Origin of the sequence: Nonomuraea sp. NPDC005650 (assembly GCF_040605375.1) — a bacterium.
In the GTDB taxonomy this organism is placed as follows: Bacteria; Actinomycetota; Actinomycetes; order Streptosporangiales; family Streptosporangiaceae; genus Nonomuraea.
Genome location: NZ_JBEXCR010000019.1, coordinates 62,754 through 81,363 on the forward strand (window position 1 = coordinate 62,754; position 18,610 = coordinate 81,363).

An 18,610-nucleotide genomic window follows, 5' to 3' on the forward strand; every position below is an offset into this window, starting at 1 on the left:
TCCACAACGGGCCTATTAGTGCCAATACCAGTATAAGTGGGCTCTCGTTACTGGTACTGGATCCCCGGCAGACTGCTACACATGACGCAAACTGCCGCTATCTCCCCTTCCGTGGACACAAAACCACAGGCGGGAACCCGGGCCGGCGGCCTGCTCCTTGCGATCATCCTCGTGGGGCAGTTCCTGGCCATCCTGAACGTCAACATCGTCAACGTGGCCACCCCGACCATCGAGTCCGACCTGCACTCCTCAGGCGCCGGGCTGCAGATGATCGTCGCCGGATACACCATTGTCTATGCCGTCCTGTTGATCACCGGAGCCAGGGTCGGCGACCTGTTCGGCTACCGCAAGGCGTTCCTGGGCGGGCTCGCGCTGTTCACCTTGACCACGCTCGCCGCGGGCCTGGCGCCGACGACCGGCTGGCTGGTGGCCGCCCGCCTGCTGCAGGGCGCCGGGGCGGCGATGATGATGCCGCAGGTCCTGACGTTGATCCAGCGCAACTACCACGGCGCGGCCAGGGGCCGGGCCATGGGCCTGTGGTCGCTGGTGATCAGCGGCGGCATCGTGATCGGCCAGGCGTTCGGCGGGATCCTGCTGGGCTTCGGCATGGGCTGGCGGATCGTGTTCCTAGTGCTGGTGCCGATCGGCGCGTTGCTGCTGGTGGCCGGGACCAAGGTGCTGCCGGCCGACGAGGGCGGCGGCAGGGCGGGCCTCGACCCCTGGGGGCTGGTGTCCCTGTCGGCGGCCGTGCTCCTGCTCGTCGTGCCGCTGGTCCTGGGCCGCGAGCTCGGGTGGCCGACGTGGGGCTGGATCTCGATGGCGCTGAGCGTGGTGACGTTCTTCGCGTTCGTCCGCGTCGAGCGGTGGGTGACGGCCCGGGGCGGGCGTCCCCTGGTGGACGCCCGGGTGCTGCGCGCGCCCGGCATGCGGCCGGGGCTGGCGATCCTGCTGTTCGGCCCGGCGACCTGGGGCGCGTTCCTGTTCACCTCGGCCCTGCACCTGCAGGGCGAACTGCACCTGACGCCGCTGTCCTCCGGCCTGATGCTGGTGCCGTGCGCGCTGGCCTTCGGCCTCGTCGGGCTCGCCTGGCCGCGCCTGCCCCTCCGCCTGCAGCGCCCGCTGGTGCCTTTCGGCTACGTGGTGGCCGCCCCCGCCTACCTCGGCCTGGGGCTCGCCGCCGGCGGCGGCCTCCCGTACGCGGTCATGAGCGCCCTCGTCGGCGCCGGGCTCGGCGTGCAGGTGGCGGTGACGAACATGGCGACCGAGCAGGTGGACGACGCCTACGCGGCGGACGCGAGCGGCGCGCTGCTCACCGTGATGCAACTCGGGCAGGTCATCGGCGTCTCCACGGTGGGGACGCTGTTCATCACGCTGAGCCAGGGCCACGGGACGGTGTCCGCCTCGCTGGTGTCCTCCATCGCCATGGCGGGCCTCGCCGTGGTCGCGGGACTGAGCTCCATTTTCCTCGTACGAAGCCGCGTACCGGCCCGCGCCTGAACTCGGCCTGCGTCCCTGCTGGGACGCAGGCCGTTCGCATGTCACCGTAGATGCATGACCCCCCGTAACCAGCAGCGCACGTCGCGCTTCCTGGTGTTGCTGCTCATGCTGATCGCGCTGGCCTGCGCAGCCGCGACGCTGCTCTCGCCTCTTCTGCTGGATCTCCTCGTGCCCGCAGGCTCGCGATGGCAGCAATTGAGTGACATCGGCCAGACGTACGGCGCGGCATCCGCTGTGCTCTCCGCCTTCGCACTTGTCGCCATTGGTCTATCTCTTTTTCTGCAGGCCAGAGAAATGCGATTTTCACGCCAGGACGCGGAACGTTCCCATCATTTCCAGCTCATGCAGCTGCTGATAGAGAATCCCGCGCTGAGCCGAGAACTCGGCATCTCCGGTACCAGACTCGACTCTCAGGTGCACATCTATCTCAATCTGCTGCTGTCCTACTGGGAGATGCTTTTCCTCACGGGCGAGATGCCGGAGCCCGTCCTGGTGGAATACGCGCGGGCGAACGTCTTCAACGTGCAGGCTGGAACACGTTTCTGGGAGGGCACACGCGAGCACCGCCGTCTGGTGGCGAAGAGCCGTCAGGCCGAGCGATTCGTCTCGGTGATCGACCTCGCCTGGCGGCAGAGCCTGGAGGATCGCCCGGCAGAGACACCGAGCCGAGGTTCCTCGCCCCGCCCGATCGCGGTGGGGGCGGCCGCCGCAGTGGCGGTCGTCGGGGCCGGGATCGCCTGGTTCACCTTGGGAAAGAAGAGGCGCGACACCGGTTGATCAACATGGCGGGGAGTATGCCATGATGTGCGAGTCTTCCGCGCTCGATCCTGCAGGGAGAGCTGGAAAGTCCCGGAGGTCGCGCCTCCACTCGAACGGCCCTGAGTGTTGCTGCTACCAACCCGCAGGGCCGTTCGTCATGCGCCGGCCGTCAAAGCAGCCAGGTCGAACTCGCCCGCGCGGACCCCGGCCGTGAAGGCGGCCCACTCGGCCTGGGTGAAGACCAGGACGGGCCCGTCCTGCTCCTTGCTGTCCCTCAGCGCGACGTTGCCGTCGGCCAGGGGGGCAACCTCAACGCACGTCGCTGCGCCGTTGGAGAAGGTGCTCTTCCGCCAGGCTGCCGTCGTAGTGTGGATGTACATTTTCTCCCCAAATGCGCAAAAAGGGCACCATTGCCCCTTTTGAGGTTTCGTCGTTAACGTCGCCAAAGCATAGCTTTGCGCTGTATAAGGACTCGTGATTCGTCCTCATCCAAAGCTTCCGACCGGATGTGATCGAAAGCCGTCTCGTATCCAGCTACTCGTTCGAGGTCTTCGACGAAGTGAGCTGTATACAACTGTTCCAGGTACACAACTTCATCGAATGCGGAAAACTTCAGATGAATAAACGCACCGGTGTTAACCGGATGAAGTGAGTCCATGGTGAGGACTTGGACGCTGACATGCGGCAGAAGTGAGACCTCCAGAAGATGCTCCATCTGCTCACACATCACCGCCGGTTCGCCGAATCTGCGCGTCAGCGCCGACTCGTCGAGCACCACATGGAGAACGCACGCGTCGGCCCTGTGGAGCACATGCTGTTGCCTGTCCAGCCGGGCCTCGACCCGGCTCCTGACACCGCTGTGCGTGATGCGCGAGATGCCGCGAGTCGCCAGGATCACTTCTCTGGCGTAGTCCTCGGTCTGCAGCAGGCCGGGCACGACCTGGGGTTCCCAGTTGCGCTGGTGCGTGGCCTCTGCCTCCAGCCCGAGGAATCTTGTGTACTCCTCAGGCAGGGCGTTTTCGTAATCTTCCCACCACCCACGCTGCTCCGCGTCCCGCAACAGGCCGAAGAGCTCGTCAAGTTTTGGCCCATCGAGGTGATAGAGCTCCGCCATGGCCTTGATGTCGTCGGCGCTGGGCATGGTCTTGGCCGCCTCGATGCGGCTGACCTTGCTCGCGGACCAGCCGAGATCCTTGGCCGCTCTGGCACCGGTAAGCGATCTTCGCTCCCGGAGAAGGCGCAGTTCCTGGCCTAGCCGGAGCCTGCGTACTGTCGGACTGCCCTGCTGCGATGGCACCGTCCACTCTCCTTTTCGGGAATGAAGGTGTAGTGGGAAGCGGACGTTTAGGCCCGGCTTTCCGGGCCCGTTCGCGCCCAATCTTACACTGCAAGTTGCACACGGCAGCTCACACAGCCTTGCCAGAAGGCTTTCACGGGGAGAGCCTAGGGGCAAGACGAACTCCGTGTAGGGGCGGGTCCGGGTGGAACTTCTCCCGCCAGGAGCCGACGCGACAGTTCTGATGCAAGTTGCACGGCAATCGTGAAGAAAACTAAATCTTCCCTTGCTGAACGTATTGCGGCTTCGCTCACCTCGGGGGACGATCGGTTCCAGGAGGGTTCTCGAGTGACGAGGAGGCCGGAGATGACGACACGGCCGTACACGTCGGGCCTTCCGTCCTCGATCGCGCGGCCCCGCCCGGGCCGTCTCGCCGGCAACGTCGCCGCCCCGGAAATGAAACTCTGCCCCAGGGAGGCCGCTTGCCGGAAGGACTTCGGAATCGCCTGAAGAACTCAGCGAGAGTCCGCTCATTCGAGCCTGGAAAAAACCGGGCCGCGGCTGACCACCAGCGCGCCGCATTCGGGCTGCCACCCTGCGGCGAGACCGGTCATCAGCCGTCGGTCCGGCTAAGAAGCCACCTCTGAAAATGCCGCGAAAGGGGTCTTCTCATGTACTCACAAGGTACCAAGGGACTCGCCCGAATCAAGTCCCGGATCCGAGAGCTTATGGCTTGGGCCGATCGCGAAATCTGCATGGAACCCGACGAGTTCGCCCACCACGTCGGCTGGACCGTGAGCAGGACGGGATTCGGCTCCCGGCGCTACCGCGACCCACGTTTCGACCAGCTCAGCGTGCCACACCGGGTGACCGAGGAGGTGTCCTGACGTGCCGAGGAACCCGCGCAACCAGATCTACCCCGCCAACGAGGACCTCCCCGCCGCCGGGCGCGGCGGGCCGCTGGTCAGGCTGTGGCGGATCCGTACCGAGCTCATGCTGCTCGGCGGGCTGGCGGTGCTCACGCTCGCCCTGCTGGGAGCCACGCAGGAGGGCCGGTGGTGGCCGTTCGTCCTGCTGACGAGCGCCGTCTCGGCGCCGGCCGTCACCAGGACCGGGCGCAACTGGGTGAGCGCGCACTTCTGGTGCGTGGTCTCCAGGCACCGCCTGCACCGGGTCTGCCTGGAGACCACGATGCACACCAGGGCCGGGCGGATCCCGCTGGTGCTCTGGATCACGCCGACGACCACGGGCGAGAAGGCCCTGATCATGACCAGGGCCGGCATCTCCGCCGAGGAGTTCGAGGCGTACAGCGAGGAGATCGCGGCCGCCTGCTGGGCCAGGAGCGCGAACGTCTACCGGCACCGGCGCCGGGCGCAGTTCGTGATCGTGGAGATCGTCAGGCGCGACGAGATCCCGGGGACGACCTCTCCCGGGCTCGACCGGCTGTACGGCAGACAGGCCTGGATCTCGCTGAGAGCCGACCTTGAGGAGCCGCCTGATCTGCGCGCAGGGGTCGCGCTGTCACAGGCGGGCTGAGGACCTGGGGGAATCCGGGACATTTCCCCGGGTGGGAAGCCCCGGAGACCGCGGGGGCTCCGGGGCTTCCCCATGTACGCGGTCCGGGCCAAGATGAGTCCAGCCCGCGAACTCAGAGGAGTCGTGATGACGTCGACCGTCCACCGGACCTGTCCCCTCTGCGAGGCCGTCTGCGGCCTGACCCTCACCCTCGACGAGGGCGGGCACGTCACCAGCGTCCGCGGCGACAAGGACGATCCGTTCAGCAAGGGGTTCATCTGCCCGAAGGGGGCCAGCCTCGGCCGGTTGGACGAGGACCCCGACCGGCTGCGCAAGCCGCTGATCAGGGAGGGCGACCTGTGGCGCGAGGTCGGCTGGGAGGAGGCGTTCGCGGCCGTGAAGGCGGGCCTCGACCAGGTCGCCGACCGCCGGTCCGTCGCGATCTACCTCGGCAACCCGAACGCGCACAGCATGGCGGGCTCCCTCTACGGCGCGCCCCTTATCAAGGCGCTCGGCACCCGCAACGTCTACTCCGCCAGCACCGCCGACCAGATGCCCAAGCACGTGGCGAGCGGGCTCATGTTCGGGCACCCGCTGGCCATCCCGGTCCCCGACCTCGACAGGACCGACTACCTGCTGATGCTGGGGGCCAACCCGCTGGAGTCCAACGGCTCGCTGTGCACCGCGCCGAACTTCCCCGGACGGCTGAAGGCCCTGCGCGCCCGCGGCGGCCGGCTCGTGGTGGTCGACCCACGCCGTACGCGCACCGCCGCGCTGGCCGACGAGCACGTCTTCGTCCGCCCGGGGACGGACGCCTACCTGCTGTTCGGCATCGTCCACACGCTGTTCGCCGAGGAGCTAGTGGGGCTGACACACCAGGTGAACGGGCTGGCCGAGGTGCGCGAGGCGGCCAAGCACTTCCCGCCGGAGGTGGTCGCCACGCGCACCGGCGTACCCGCCGAGGTGATCGTGCGGCTGGCCAGGGAGCTGGCCGGAGCCCCCACAGCCGCCGTCTACGCCAGGATCGGCACCTGCACGGCCGAGTTCGGGACGCTGGCCCAGTGGCTCGTGGACGTGCTGAACGTGCTCACCGGCAACCTCGACCGGCCGGGCGGCGCCATGTTCGCCAAGTCCGCCACGGAGTTCAGCGCACGACGTAGGTCGTACCAGGTGGGCAGGTGGAAGAGCCGGGTCAGGGGCCTGCCCGAGAGCAACGGCGAGCTGCCGGTGGCCACGCTCGCCGACGAGATCGAGACGCCCGGCGAGGGGCAGGTCACGTTCCTGATCACGGTGGCGGGCAACCCCGTGCTGTCGGCGCCCCACGGGGCCAGGCTCGACGCGGCCTTCGGGCGGCTCGGGTTCATGGTGAGCGTGGACCCGTACCTCAACGAGACCACCAAACACGCGAACGTCATCCTCCCGCCGCCGCGCATGCTGCAGTCGGGCCACTACGACTTCGCGCTGCTCGGGTTCGCGGTCCGCAACTACGCCCGCTACTCGCCGCCGCTGCTGCCGCTGGACGGGCAGCCGTCCGAGGCCCAGATCCTGGCCCGGCTGGCCATGATCGCCTCGGGGCTGGAGGGCGATCTGGACGAGTTCGTGATCGGCGAGATGCTGCGCAAGGCCGCCGAGACGCCCGGCTCCGGGATCGAGGGCCGGGACGTGGCCGAGCTGCGCGCCGAGCTGGAGGGCGAGACGGGCAGCGAGCGACGGCTGGACCTCATGCTCAGGCTCGGCCCCTACGGCGAGTGGGCCGGCAAGGGCGACCTGTCGCTGCGCAAGCTGCTCGACAACCCGCACGGCCTGGACCTCGGCCCGCTGGAGCCCCGGCTCGGCGAGGTGCTGAACACCGCCTCGGGCCTGATCGAGCTGGCGCCGCCGCCGATCATCGAGGACGTGGAGCGGCTGCGCGGCAAGCTGGACGAGGACCCGCCGGAGATCGTCCTGATCGGGCGGCGCCACCTGCGCTCCAACAACAGCTGGCTGCACAACGTGGGCCCGCTGGTCGGCGGCAGCAACACCTGCACGCTGCAGATCAACCCGGCCGACGTGGCCAGGCTCGGGCTCGACGGCGAGGCGGTGATCCGCTCCGCGAAGGGGCAGCTCACGGTGCCGCTCGAACCCACCGACACGATCATGCCGGGCGTGGTCAGCCTGCCGCACGGCTGGGGGCACGCGGGCAGCTCCCAGAGTGTCGCGGCCGAGCACGCCGGGGTCAGCGTCAACACGCTCACAGACGAATCCACCATCGACGTACTGAGTGGTAACGCAGTGTTCAACGGAGTTCCGGTCACGATTTCACCAACCGGGGTGATCATCGCACAATAGGGTGTCGCGCGTGACTATCGCGCCAGAAGAGGACCGCCTGAACGCCCAGATCGCCTTCGCCATCGAGATCGACAAGTTGAAGCGGATCATCCGCCGCAACCATTTGATGGACGGCTCGCGGCGGGAGAACACCGCCGAGCACTCCTGGTACGTGGGCACGTTGGCGATGATCCTCGGCGAGCATGCCCCGCCGGGAACCGACCTCCAGCGGGTTGTGGCCATGTTGCTGGTGCACGACCTGGTCGAGATCGACGCCGGCGACACGTTCATCTACGACCCCGTGGAGGTGGCCGCGCAGCCCGATGCCGAGCGCGCCGCCGCCGACCGCATCTTCGGCCTGCTGCCCGACGACCAGGGGCGGTGGCTGCGGGAGCTCTGGGACGAGTTCGAGGCCAGGAAGACGCCGGAGGCCAGGTTCGCCAAGGCGCTCGACCGCTTTTCCCCGATCCTGGCCAACCACCTCACCGAGGGCGGCACGTGGCCGCTGTTCAAGGTCAAGGCCGCGCAGGTCAGAGAGAAGGTACGGATCATCGAGGAGGGCTCGCCGTCGCTCGGCGCGTACGCGCTGGAGCTGGTCGAACTCTCCGTGGCCAGGGGTCACCTGTCCGAGTGATCCCCACATGGGCGGGGTAGGGGACTTGTCGTGAAAGAGGAAGTACGAGCGAAACGTCGGCCTTTGCGGGGTTTGGCCGGGCCGGTTGCTCTCGCCGACCGGCTCGAGAAGTCGAAGGCCCTGGACACGCCGATCCGAGTGCTGGCCAAGACCGTACGCCAGCGCATCCGGCCCGGCCGGCTACGTGACCTGCTGCACGGCGTACCCACGGGCAAGCCCCTGCACCCGCCGCTGGCCACGGTCAGCCTCGGCTGCTGGCTGTCCGCCGCCGTGCTGGACCTGGCCGACGGCGACCCGCGGGCCTCGCGCGTGCTGCTGGCCACGGGCATCGCCAACGCGCTGCCCACGGCGGCGGCCGGGCTGACCGACTGGTCCTCTCTCCACCGCGAGCAGCAGCGCGTGGGCTTCGTCCACATGCTGTCGAACGTGGCCGCGCTGGGCCTGTTCTCCGGCTCCCTGCTGGCCCGGGTACGCGGGCGCGAGCGGATGGGCCGCACGCTGACCCTGGCCGGGCTCGGCCTGGCCGGGCTCGGCGGCTATCTCGGCGGCCACATGGCCTACCGGCAGGCGGCCGGGGCCAACCACGCCCCGCAGGTCACCCACCTGGTGCCGCTGGGCTGGCACGACCTGTGCCTGCTCAGGGACCTGCCGGAGGGCCGGCCCGTCGCGCGGCGGCTGGGCTACATCCAGCTCTTCGTGCTGCGCCAGGGCGAGGCCGTGACCGTGCTCGCCGACCGTTGCCCCCACCTGGCCGGCCCGCTGCACCAGGGCAGGCTGGTCATGGAGAACGGGGAGGCGTGCGTGGTCTGCCCGTGGCACGGCAGCACGTTCAGGCTGGCCGACGGCTCGGTGCGGCACGGTCCCGCGACCGCTCCCGCGCCCGTGTTCGAGACGCGGATCCGGCGCGACGGCACGCTCCAGGTGCGGCCGGGGTTGACCTGAAGCTCGCTTGAGGTTTTACCGTCGGGCTCATGAACACGATTCTGGTGACCGGCGCGACCGGCAATGTCGGCAGGCACGTGGTGTCCCAGCTCGCGGCCGCGGGGCTGGAGGTGCGGGCGCTCGTCAGGAGCCCCGAGCGGGCGAACCTGCCCGAGCGCGTGGACGTGGTGCGCGGCGACCTGTCCGCGCCCGAGACCCTGGAGCCGGCGCTGAAAGACGTGGAGAGCGTGTTCCTGCTGTGGCCCCACGTCACGGCGGACGGCGCCGCGGAGGTGGTCACGACCGTCGCCGGGCACGCGCGGCGCATCGTCTACCTGTCCGCCAACGTGGCGGACGAGCCTGTCACGCACTACCACGAGATCGAGCGGCTGATCCGGCATTCGGGGCTCGGGTGGACGTTCCTGCGGCCCGGCGGGTTCGCGGCCAACACGCTGGGCTGGGCCGAGGAGATCAGGCGGGGCGTGGTGCGCTGGCCGTACGGGCAGGCTTCGCGGTCGCTGATCCACGAGCGGGACATCGCGGCCGTGGCCACGCACGTGCTCACCTCGGCGGGCCACAGCGGCGCCACCTACGTGCTGACCGGCCCAGAACGGCTCACCCAGGCCGAGCAGGTACGCGTGATCGGCGAGGTGGCCGGGCACGACGTGCGCTGGGAGGAGCAGCCACTGGAGGAGGCCCGCGAGCGGCTCACGGCGGCCTGGGGGAACCCGGCCTTCGTGGAGAGCGCGCTGAGCGCGTGGGCCGGCTTCGTGGCGGCTCCCGAGCAGGTCACCCCCACCGTGGAACGGCTGCTGGGCAGGCCCGCGCTGACGTTCCGCCGGTGGGCGCAGGACCACGTGGCCGACTTCAGCTGACCTCGTCCGCGGGGTGCTCCACGAGGGCCAGGATCCGGTTGGACATGAACCTGGCCGTGCGCACCGGCGTGCCGGTGCGGGTGACCTCGCTCACCTCGACGAGCCCCCGCCGCGTGGTCACGTCGACCCGCCGGCCGGCGCGAGTGGCCCTGATCTCGTACGTACGCGGTGTTCCTCCGGCATCGATGACGATCTCTACCCGGTCACCCTTCATGTACGGATTTATACCCGCAAACGTGGCTTCCTATCCGTACACCAGTACGAAAATAGCCGCAATTCCGACGCAGACGATGACCCCCCGGAGCACGGACGCCGGGATGCGCCGCCCCACCCTGGCGCCCAGGAAGCCGCCCGCCGTCGCCCCCATGGCCACCCCCGCCACGGCGAGCCAGTCGACGTGCGCGACCAGGATGAACAGCACGGCGGCCACCGCGTTGACGATCAGCGCGAGGACGTTCTTGGCCGCGTTCACCCGCTGCAGGTGCTCGTCGAGGAAGCTGCCGAGCAGCCCGATCAGCAGCACGCCCTGGGCGGCGCCGAAGTACCCGCCGTAGATCCCGGCGGCCAGCACGCCGAACCACAGCTCCAGCCCGCCGTGCGGGTGCGCGTGCGTGCGCCGCTCGGCCAGCCAACGGTTGAGCCTGGGCTGCACCAGGACCAGCAGGCAGGCCAGCGTGATCAGCGCGATGACGACGACATGGAACACCGACGGGTCCAGGAACAGCAGCAGGACCCCGCCGATCAGGGCCCCGAGCGCCGAGGCCAAGCCCAGGCGCAGCAGGCGCTCGCGCTGGCCGTGCAGCTCGGGGCGGTAGCCGTACGCGGCCGTGAACGAGCCGGGCACGAGCCCGATGGTGTTGGAGACGTTGGCGGTGACGGGATCGACGCCGATCGCCACCAGTGTGGGGAACGTGATCAGGGACCCGGAGCCGACGACGGCGTTGATCGCGCCGGCCACCACCCCGGCCGCGCAGATCGCGGCCAGTTCCCACCCCGTCACGAGCCCTCCTTACGTGTCCGGGCTCTTGGGGGGTGTGAAGAGGCCGCCCAGATTCTCCAGAACTTTGCCCATTTCCGATGGGACGATCCAGATTTTATTGGCGTCGCCCTTGGCGATCTCGGGCAGGGTCTGCAGATATTGGTAGGCGAGCAGGTGCTGGTCGGGCTTGCCCTCGTGGATGGCCTTGAACACCATGCCGATCGCGTCCGCCTGGCCCTTGGCGCGCATGGCCTGGGCCTCGGCCTCCGCCTGCGCGCGCAGCACGGCCGCCTCCGCCTCGCCGCGCGCCCGCAGCACCGCCGCCTGCTTCTCGCCCTCCGCCTGCAGGATCGCCGCCTGGCGCTGGCCCTCCGCGGTCAGCACGGCGGCGCGCTTGTCGCGGTCGGCGCGCATCTGCTTCTCCATCGAGTCCTGGATGGAGGAGGGCGGGTCGATGGCCTTGAGCTCGACCCTGTTGACGCGGATGCCCCACTTGCCCGTCGCCTCGTCGAGCACGCCCCGCAGCGCGGTGTTGATGTCCTCGCGCGAGGTCAGCGTGCGCTCCAGGTCCATGCCGCCGACCACGTTGCGCAGCGTCGTGACCGTGAGCTGCTCGACGCCGATCAGGAAGTTCGCGATCTCGTACGTGGCCGCCTTCGGATTGGTGACCTGGAAGTAGATGACGGTGTCGATGGACACGACCAGGTTGTCCGAGGTGATCACCGGCTGCGGCGGAAAGGAGACCACCTGCTCGCGCAGGTCGATCATGTCCTTGATGCGGTCGATGAACGGCACCACGAGGTTGAGCCCCGGGGTCAGCGTGCGGTGGTAGCGCCCCAGCCGTTCGATGATGGCGGCCGTGGCCTGGGGAATGATGCGGATCGTGCGGGCCACCCCGAAGCCCACCGCCGCGACCACGACAAGGGCGACGATGAGCTGCTCGACGGACATGGCGACGCTCCGAAGTCGAGGGGACCGACTCCGTAGATCCTATTTCGTTTCAGCTACCGGTGGCTTTTATGTGCATAAATAGCGATCAATAGGCGCGCGCGTACCAGCGTCCCTCCGCGCTGCGCTCCAGCGAGAGCGGCACTCCGAACGTCTGCGACAGGTTTTCCGGCGTCATCACGTGCTCCAGCGGCCCCTGCGCGACCACCGAGCCGTGCCGCAGCAGCAGCCCGTGCGTGAACCCGCTCGGCACCTCTTCCACGTGGTGCGTCACCAGCATGAGCGTCGGCGAGCGGTAGTCGCCCGCCAGCACCGAGAGCCGGCGCACCAGGTCTTCGCGCCCGCCCAGGTCGAGCCCCGCCGCGGGCTCGTCGAGCAGCAGCATCTCGGGGTCGGGCATGAGGGCGCGGGCGATCTGCACCCGCTTGCGCTCCCCCTCCGACAGCGTCCCGAACCGCCGCCTGATCAGATGGGCCGCGCCCATCATGTCGATCAGCTCGACCGCCCTGGTCACGTCGTTGGAGTCGTACTCCTCCGTCCAGCGGCCCATGATCCCGTACGAGGCGGTCAGCACGAGGTCGATGACCTTCTCCTCCGGCGGGATGCGCTCGGCCAGCGCGGAGCTCGCCAGCCCGATCCGCGGTCGCAGATCGAAGACGTCCGCTTGTCCCAGCCGCTCCCCGAGCACCTCGACCAGGCCCTCGCTCGGGTAGAGCAACGTGGCCGCGACCTGCAGCAACGTGGTCTTGCCCGCGCCGTTGGGCCCGACGACGACCCAACGTTCGTCCGCGTTGACCGTCCAGTCGATGCCGCGTAGCAGGGCCGCTCCGTCCCGCCTGACGGCGACGTCCTGGAGCCGCAGCACCTGACCACCCATCCCCGATACCTCCTTAGGAGTCACGCTCGGGACAAACCTATTGCAGGGCGAGCGCTTATCGTGGATCGGTGCGCCCTGAATCGCCTGTCTGTCCCTCCCTGGTCGCCTGGGGCAACGCCTGGCTCGCCGGCCACGTCGGCCTCGACGAGGCGGCTGACCACGTGGAAGCCGCCGGTGGACCCGCCGTGGCCGACGACGTCCCGTTGCGTAAATACCTCGCAAACCTGCGCTCCGACGGCCTGCGGGAGCTCCGGCTCGCGCTGCCCGCGCCCGGCGACCCGCTGGGGCTGTCGGGGCCCGCGGCGTTCAACTCGGCCGCGGTCGACGCCGGCCAGGCCGCCATCGCGGTGCTCGACGGCCGCAACCTCGGCCTGGTGCCCACGCCCGACCTGCGCGGGTCGTCCTATGTGGGGGTTCGCCTGGAGGTCCACGACTCCGGGCCCGTACGCCATGATCTGCCGTCGCTGTCGGAGGCCGAGCGGGAGCTGTCGGAGGCCATGCGCGCGGCCACCGACGCCCTGTCCGCCGTCGAGGGCCCCATGCAGTCCCGGCCCTCGGCCGTCGAGCACCGGGGCGGCGAGCTGGCGCCGGGCTATCCCGCGCGGGCGCACCGCGTCTCCGCCCTCGCCGCGCGGCTGGCCACCGTGGTGCGGCTGGCCGACGAGCGCGGGCTCACGTCGGGGCAGATCACCGCCCGCGCCACGGCCCTGCGCGCCCTGGACCGGGCGGTACGCCGTGCGCTCGTGGCCGCCCATCACGCGATCTTCGAGCCGCTCAGGAGCCCGTAGCCGGTCCGCTAGGAGCTCGCGGTCTTCCACAGCCTGACCACCTTGTCCTTGCCCGCGGACACGATGGCCGCGTCCCCGTCGAGTGGGACGATGCCCACGGCGTAGACGCCCTTCTTGTGTGCCTTCACCGGTTTGCCGAGCGTCTTGCGGGTCTCGGGGTCCCAGAGCCTGATCGTGCCGTCGGTGCTGCCGGACAGCAGCACCGTGCGGCCGTCGAGGGTGCCGAAGGACAGCGAGTAAACGATCTTCTTGTGGCCGGAGAGGGTGGCGACGGTCTTGCGGCTCTTCGGATCCCAGAGCCTGATTTTTCCGTCTTTACCGCCAGATGCGATGACCGTCTTCCCGTCGACCTTGCCGACCGCGACCGAGTACACGCCCCTGGAATGGCCCTTGTACGCCTTCCCGTACGCCTTGCGCTTGGCCAGGTCCCACATGCGGACCGTCTCGTCCTCGCTGGCCGAGATGGCGACGGCCTTGTCACCTATGTGGGTGGCGCTGAGCCAGTTGACGGGCTTGCGGTGGGCTCTGATGATCTTGCCGATGGACTTGCGCTTCTTCAGGTCCCAGAACCGCAGATAGCCGTCGGCGTCGCCGGTGACCGCGACGTACTTGCCCTTCACCTTGGTGACGGCCACCGCGTAGACGGCGTCGCCGTGCCGGCCGAGCACCTTGCCCTTGCGCGTCTTGAGGTTCCACAGGCGCACGCTGCCGTCGTAGCCGCCGGAGACGGCCATGGGGGTCTTGCCGACCATCACGCAGGCGACGGCGTACACCTCCTCGCTGTGGCCCTTCATCGTGGCCAGCGACTTGTGCCTGGCCAGGTCCCACAGCCGCACCCGGCCGTCCTGCCCGCCGGTGACCAGCCACGTCTTGCCGCCCGCGGAGATCGCGGAGATCGTCTGGACGCCCTTGGTGTGCCCCTTGAACGACTTCCCGTCCTGCTTGCCGAGGACGGGGACGACCTCCTTCGCGGGGGTGGGGGTCGGGGTCGGCGTGACCAGGGTCGGGGTGGGCGTCGGCGGCTGGGTCTGGGCCTGGGCCTGTGTCTGGGCGGGGGCCGCGCTCACGGAGGTGGTCGCCTGGGCCGCGTTCCCGCCCGTCGGCGTGCCGGTGTTGAACATCTTCGGCCCGAAGAACAGCACTCCCCCGGCCAGGGCGAGCGCCACGACGAGCGCGCCGGCGACCATGGCGGCCCGCCTGCGCCTGGCGTTGACCTCGTCGGGCCGCTCCTCGACCGGCGCGTGCTTGAAGAACGCGTCGTTGTCCGCCGGCCCGCCAGCCTCCCGGGCCGGCGGACGCGTCCGGCTCTTGCCCTGACCCTGACCCTGGCCCCGCCCGGCCGCTGCGTCCTCCGCCCCGGACGCCGCTGGACGGGGCTGGGCCGGGTGGGAGGGGGCTGAGTGGGGCAGGGCGTTCATCGGGTACGGCGGCGGCGCCTGGGACGAACCCGGCGCGGGCTGCTGCCGAGGCACGTAAGGCACACCCTGCGACGCACCACCAGGGGTGGGCGGGCCACCCTGGCCGGGGGCGCCGCCCCGGCCCGCTCCCGGCGCGGCGCCGGGCTGGGGCGGTACGTAGGGCGCGCCCTGTGGCCTGGCCGGAGGCGGCGGATGCGCCTCCCCCGACGGGTTCGCCCACCCGGCCCCGCCAGGAGGAGCGGACGCCGGCGGACCACCGGGGTTCGCCCACCCGGCACCGGGCGCGGGCCCCTGGGGGTTCGCCCGGTCGGCAGCGGGCGCGGCCGGATCCGGCGGGGTCTGCTCGGCCGCGAGTTGCGAGCCCGTGTCGAGCGCGTCCTCCGGCCGCGGCGACTCGCCCTCGTTCGCCAGCAGCCCGAACAGCACGTCGGGTGCCGTGGGCCGCTGGCCGGGCCGCTTGCGCAGGCACGACCGCACGATCGGCCGCAGGGACTCCGGCAGCGCCGAGAGGTCGGGCTCCTCGTGCATCACCCGGTAGACGACCGCGGGCAGGCTGTCCTGGCCGAACGCGGGCCGCCCCGTGGCCGCGTACACCATGGTCAGGGCCCAGCTGAACATGTCGCTGGCCGGCCCCACCCGCTCGGCCGAGATCTGCTCGGGCGACATGTACGCGGGCGTCCCCACGACCCCGCTGCTGATCGTCATGGCCGAGTCCAGCGCCCGCGCGATGCCGAAGTCGATCACGCGCGGCCCGTCGTTGCCGAGCAGCACGTTGCTGGGCTTGAAGTCGCGGTGCACGATCCCGGCGCGGTGGATCGCGGCCAGCGCGGTGACCGTTCCGACGGCCAGGCGGTAGAGCGCGCCGCCCGTGCGCGGCCCGTCCCGCTGCACCACCGCCTGCAGGGAGATCCCGTCCACCAGCTCGCTGACGATGTACGGGTGCTCGCCGTCCATGTGGGCCCCCAGCACCTGGGCGGTGCAGAACTGGGCCACCCGCCGCGCCGCCGCGACCTCGCGCATGAACCGCTCGGTGTCGAGTCCGGGCCTGTCCAGCCGGGTGTTCAGCAGCTTGATCGCCACACGCCGCCCGTCGGGCGACTCGCCCTCGAAAACGATCCCCTGCGCCCCCTTGCCCAGACGGCCGAGCAGCCGGTAGTCGCCCAGTGTTCGCGGATCGCTCGGCTGTAAGGGGTGCGTTTCCGGCACCTGGCCCCTCCCCGTCGTGCTAGACCCCCGCTCACAAATGGGATAAGAGCGGGCAAAAACCCGCAAGTCACCCCAGGTCACGAAAGATCATCGCTCTTTGCGAAAAATTTGCCCTACGCAATAATCGTGGAGATGATCGGGGATTTCCAGCACCGTACGGGGAGCCGTCATATGCGCAGAAGCCTCACTCTCCTCTTAGCCGGCGGTCTGGCCGCCGCGCCGCTGGCCGTGCCCGCTCCGGCGAGTGCCACCACCAGCACCGCAGCCGTCCCCAACGCCGCGACGGTCGCGCGGTCGAAGCCGTTCTCCAGCTTCAAGATCTCCGTCGAGCACACCGGCCGGACCAAGCGCGGCGGCAAGATCACGTACTACGTCCGCGCGAAGAACCTGGGCCCCTACTACGCCGACTACTACTGGATGGGCGGCGAGGTGCCCAAGGGCGTCGTGCCCAAGCTGCGCTGGGGCGGCCCGAAGGGCACCAAGTGCACCTGGGAGGGCCGCTGGTTCTGGTGCTGGGGCCCGCTGCGGCTGGAGAAGGGCAAGACCGACTGGCTGAAGTTCCAGCTGACGCTGAAGAAGGGCACCAAGGGTACGGCCACGGCCCGGGTCGGCGTGATGTCGTTCGACGTCGACCAGGGCATGCAGAACATCGACGAGGAAGAGCTCAAGCGCCTCGGCATCAAGGGCTACTACTGGCTCAAGAAGGTCAACACCAGGATCGTCTCCCCGCCGCGCAGGCCGGGCCGGAGCTGGTCGCCGCCGCCGCCGGTCAAGACCTACAACCCGCCCGCCAGCCACGAGGAAAGCAACAAGAAGAAGGACACCTGACCTTCACCCCAGGCCGTGCCGTACGGCGTACAGCGCGGCCTGGGTGCGGTCCTGGACGCCCAGCTTCATCAGCACGTTGGAGACGTGGGTCTTGACCGTCTTCTCCGCGACCGCCAGGCTCCTGGCGATCTCCCGGTTCGACCGGCCGGCCGCGATGAGCGCGAGCACCTCGCGCTCGCGGTCGGTCAGCGGCACCGGCGACGGCGGCTCGTCCGGCGCGGACAGCATCGCCTCGGCCGCCTCGGCGGCCAGTAACACCTGCCCGCCGTGCACGGCCCGCACGGCCTGCACCAGCGCAGGCGGATCGACGTCCTTGTAGAGGAACCCCGACGCCCCCGCCCGCATCGCCGGACCGACGTCGGACCGGTCGCTCACCGACGTCAGCACGACCACCCTGGTCGCCGACCCGGCCAGCCGTTCGAGCGTGCCGAGCCCGTCGAGCACCGGCATCTTCAGGTCCAGCAGCAGCACGTCGGGCGCCAGCTCCTCGACCAGCTCGACGGCCTGCGCCCCGTCACCGGCCTCCCCGACGACCGTGATGTCGTCCTGCAGGTCGAGGAACGTACGCAGCCCCTGCCGCACCACCGGATGATCGTCGGCGATCAGCACCCGGATCAAACGCCCACCTCCACACGTACCGTGGTCCCCCTGCCGTGGGCCGACTCGACGGTCATGACCCCGCCCACGGACTCCGCCCTGTCGCGCATCGAGACCAGACCCAGGCCGCGCGACTCCGCCTGTTCGAAGCCGTTGCCGTCGTCGCTCACGATCAACACCAGCTTGCCGTCCTGGTATGCCAGGCGCACGGAGACACTCGCGGCCTCCGCGTGCCTCAGCGCGTTGTGCAGCGCCTCCTGGGCCACTCTGAGCAACGCCACCTCGACCTCGGGGGCGACCGGCGGCAGCTCCGCGCACTCGAACGTGACCAGGGACGGATGGAGCCGGTCCAGCATGCGCACGTGCTTGCGCAGCGTCTCGGACAGCCCGTGCCGGTCGAGCTCGGCCGGCCGCAGCTCGACGATCACGGCCCGCAGCTCGGACAGGGCCTCCCCGGCCAGGCGCTGGACGCGTTCGAGCTCGACGGCGGCCTTGTCGGGAGCCCGGTCGAGCATGGCGGAGGCGGCCTGCGCGGTGAGCCGGAGCGAGAACAGCTTCTGCGTCACGGCGTCGTGCAGCTCGCGGGCCACGCGGTTGCGCTCCTCCAGCATGGCCAGCTCGCGGCCGCGCTCGTAGAGCCTGGCGTTGGTCAGCGCGATGGCCGCGTGCGCGGCGAACAGCGTCAGCAGCTCCTGGTCGGCCTGCGTGAAGCCGCCCGGCGTGCGCTTGTTGGCCAGGAAGATGATGCCGATCACCTGGTCGCCGTCGCGGATCGGGACGCCGAGGAAGTCCTTCATCACCGGATGGGCCTTCGGCCACCACTCGAACCTCGGGTCGTCGCGCAGGTCAAACAGCCTGACGGGGCTCCCCTCGCGGAGCATCGCGCCGAGCATGCCATGCTGTCTGGGCAGCGGCCCGATCGCGTCCCACTGCTTGTCGGTGAGGCCCTCGGCGACGAACTCGGCGAACGACCCCTCCTCGTCGGGCACCCCGAGCGCGGCGTAGCGGGCGTCGAGCAGCCGTTGCGCCGAGCGTACGATGACCTGCAGCACCTCCCTGACCGACAGATGCCGGGTGACCGCGAGCACCGCGGAGCTCACCGCCTGCAGTATCTCGTCTCGGTCGGAGGTCACGGCACCCAGCTTATGGTCCTAGGTCGATGTGCCCAGGCGGCGGCGGGCCTTC

19 protein-coding genes are annotated in these 18,610 nt (G+C 69.8%); 10 read left to right on the top strand and 9 right to left on the bottom strand.

Features of this window, described 5'->3' with window-relative positions; genetic code table 11:
- The first annotated feature begins 111 nt into the window (after positions 1-111).
- Positions 112-1,497: an MFS transporter gene (locus ABZS69_RS30990; RefSeq protein ID WP_355378740.1), complete on the top strand. Its 1,386-nt coding sequence runs from the start codon at positions 112-114 to the stop codon at positions 1,495-1,497.
- Positions 1,498-1,551: 54 nt separating this feature from the next.
- Positions 1,552-2,274 carry a DUF6082 family protein gene (locus ABZS69_RS30995; RefSeq protein ID WP_355378742.1) on the top strand — a complete coding sequence of 241 codons (723 nt, stop codon included), beginning with the start codon at positions 1,552-1,554 and terminating at the stop codon, positions 2,272-2,274.
- 137 nt (positions 2,275-2,411) lie between these two features.
- On the opposite strand, the gene ABZS69_RS31000 is transcribed toward ABZS69_RS30995, so the two are convergent.
- Together ABZS69_RS31000 and ABZS69_RS31005 are read right to left on the bottom strand one after the other, a co-directional pair.
- Positions 2,412-2,636: a DUF397 domain-containing protein gene (locus ABZS69_RS31000; RefSeq protein ID WP_355378744.1), complete on the bottom strand. Its 225-nt coding sequence runs from the start codon at positions 2,634-2,636 to the stop codon at positions 2,412-2,414.
- A 53-nt stretch (positions 2,637-2,689) separates the two neighbouring features.
- Complete coding sequence (locus tag ABZS69_RS31005; RefSeq protein ID WP_355378745.1) at positions 2,690-3,553, bottom strand: helix-turn-helix transcriptional regulator; 864 nt, start codon at positions 3,551-3,553, stop codon at positions 2,690-2,692.
- 734 nt (positions 3,554-4,287) lie between these two features.
- On the opposite strand from ABZS69_RS31005, the gene ABZS69_RS31010 reads away from it, so the two are divergent.
- The 6 genes from ABZS69_RS31010 (at position 4,288) to ABZS69_RS31035 (ending at position 9,784) form a co-directional block, all read left to right on the top strand.
- Positions 4,288-4,419 carry a hypothetical protein gene (locus ABZS69_RS31010; RefSeq protein ID WP_355378747.1) on the top strand — a complete coding sequence of 44 codons (132 nt, stop codon included), beginning with the start codon at positions 4,288-4,290 and terminating at the stop codon, positions 4,417-4,419.
- 1 nt (position 4,420) lies between these two features.
- The gene (locus tag ABZS69_RS31015; RefSeq protein ID WP_355378748.1) at positions 4,421-5,068 is read left to right on the top strand and encodes a hypothetical protein; all 648 of its coding nucleotides are present in this window, start codon (positions 4,421-4,423) and stop codon (positions 5,066-5,068) included.
- Positions 5,069-5,194: 126 nt separating this feature from the next.
- Complete coding sequence (locus tag ABZS69_RS31020; RefSeq protein ID WP_355378750.1) at positions 5,195-7,375, top strand: molybdopterin-dependent oxidoreductase; 2,181 nt, start codon at positions 5,195-5,197, stop codon at positions 7,373-7,375.
- A gap of 1 nt (position 7,376) precedes the next feature.
- Positions 7,377-7,988, top strand: coding sequence for an HD domain-containing protein (locus ABZS69_RS31025; RefSeq protein WP_355378752.1), 612 nt, complete (start codon positions 7,377-7,379; stop codon positions 7,986-7,988).
- Between the two features lie 63 nt (positions 7,989-8,051).
- Complete coding sequence (locus ABZS69_RS31030) at positions 8,052-8,930, top strand: Rieske 2Fe-2S domain-containing protein (protein ID WP_355378754.1); 879 nt, start codon at positions 8,052-8,054, stop codon at positions 8,928-8,930.
- Positions 8,931-8,959: 29 nt separating this feature from the next.
- Positions 8,960-9,784: an NAD(P)H-binding protein gene (locus ABZS69_RS31035; RefSeq protein ID WP_355378756.1), complete on the top strand. Its 825-nt coding sequence runs from the start codon at positions 8,960-8,962 to the stop codon at positions 9,782-9,784.
- Here the strand turns inward: ABZS69_RS31035 and ABZS69_RS31040 are convergent.
- The 4 genes from ABZS69_RS31040 to ABZS69_RS31055 all read right to left on the bottom strand — a co-directional run bounded on the left by ABZS69_RS31040 (position 9,777) and on the right by ABZS69_RS31055 (position 12,588).
- Positions 9,777-9,998, bottom strand: coding sequence for a hypothetical protein (locus ABZS69_RS31040; protein ID WP_355378757.1), 222 nt, complete (start codon positions 9,996-9,998; stop codon positions 9,777-9,779). The two genes, ABZS69_RS31035 and ABZS69_RS31040, sit on opposite strands and share 8 nt — an antisense overlap.
- Before the next feature lie 30 nt (positions 9,999-10,028).
- Positions 10,029-10,784: a sulfite exporter TauE/SafE family protein gene (locus ABZS69_RS31045; protein WP_355378759.1), complete on the bottom strand. Its 756-nt coding sequence runs from the start codon at positions 10,782-10,784 to the stop codon at positions 10,029-10,031.
- 9 nt (positions 10,785-10,793) lie between these two features.
- A complete protein-coding gene (locus tag ABZS69_RS31050; protein WP_355378760.1) occupies positions 10,794-11,714 on the bottom strand; it encodes an SPFH domain-containing protein in 921 nt (306 codons plus the stop codon).
- Between the two features lie 85 nt (positions 11,715-11,799).
- On the bottom strand, positions 11,800-12,588 hold the full coding sequence (locus tag ABZS69_RS31055) for an ABC transporter ATP-binding protein (RefSeq protein ID WP_355378763.1): 789 nt from the start codon (positions 12,586-12,588) through the stop codon (positions 11,800-11,802).
- Positions 12,589-12,656: 68 nt separating this feature from the next.
- Between ABZS69_RS31055 and ABZS69_RS31060 the strand changes: the two genes are divergently transcribed.
- Positions 12,657-13,376, top strand: coding sequence for a hypothetical protein (locus ABZS69_RS31060; RefSeq protein WP_355378764.1), 720 nt, complete (start codon positions 12,657-12,659; stop codon positions 13,374-13,376).
- 8 nt (positions 13,377-13,384) lie between these two features.
- On the opposite strand, the gene ABZS69_RS31065 is transcribed toward ABZS69_RS31060, so the two are convergent.
- On the bottom strand, positions 13,385-16,000 hold the full coding sequence (locus tag ABZS69_RS31065) for a serine/threonine-protein kinase (protein ID WP_355378766.1): 2,616 nt from the start codon (positions 15,998-16,000) through the stop codon (positions 13,385-13,387).
- 171 nt (positions 16,001-16,171) lie between these two features.
- Between ABZS69_RS31065 and ABZS69_RS31070 the strand changes: the two genes are divergently transcribed.
- The gene (locus tag ABZS69_RS31070) at positions 16,172-16,828 is read left to right on the top strand and encodes a hypothetical protein (RefSeq protein WP_355378768.1); all 657 of its coding nucleotides are present in this window, start codon (positions 16,172-16,174) and stop codon (positions 16,826-16,828) included.
- A gap of 3 nt (positions 16,829-16,831) precedes the next feature.
- On the opposite strand, the gene ABZS69_RS31075 is transcribed toward ABZS69_RS31070, so the two are convergent.
- Positions 16,832-17,446: a response regulator transcription factor gene (locus ABZS69_RS31075; protein WP_355378770.1), complete on the bottom strand. Its 615-nt coding sequence runs from the start codon at positions 17,444-17,446 to the stop codon at positions 16,832-16,834.
- Positions 17,443-18,558, bottom strand: coding sequence for a GAF domain-containing sensor histidine kinase (locus tag ABZS69_RS31080; protein ID WP_355378772.1), 1,116 nt, complete (start codon positions 18,556-18,558; stop codon positions 17,443-17,445). Before ABZS69_RS31080 ends, ABZS69_RS31075 begins: the two co-directional genes overlap by 4 nt.
- Positions 18,559-18,610: the final 52 nt, after the last annotated feature.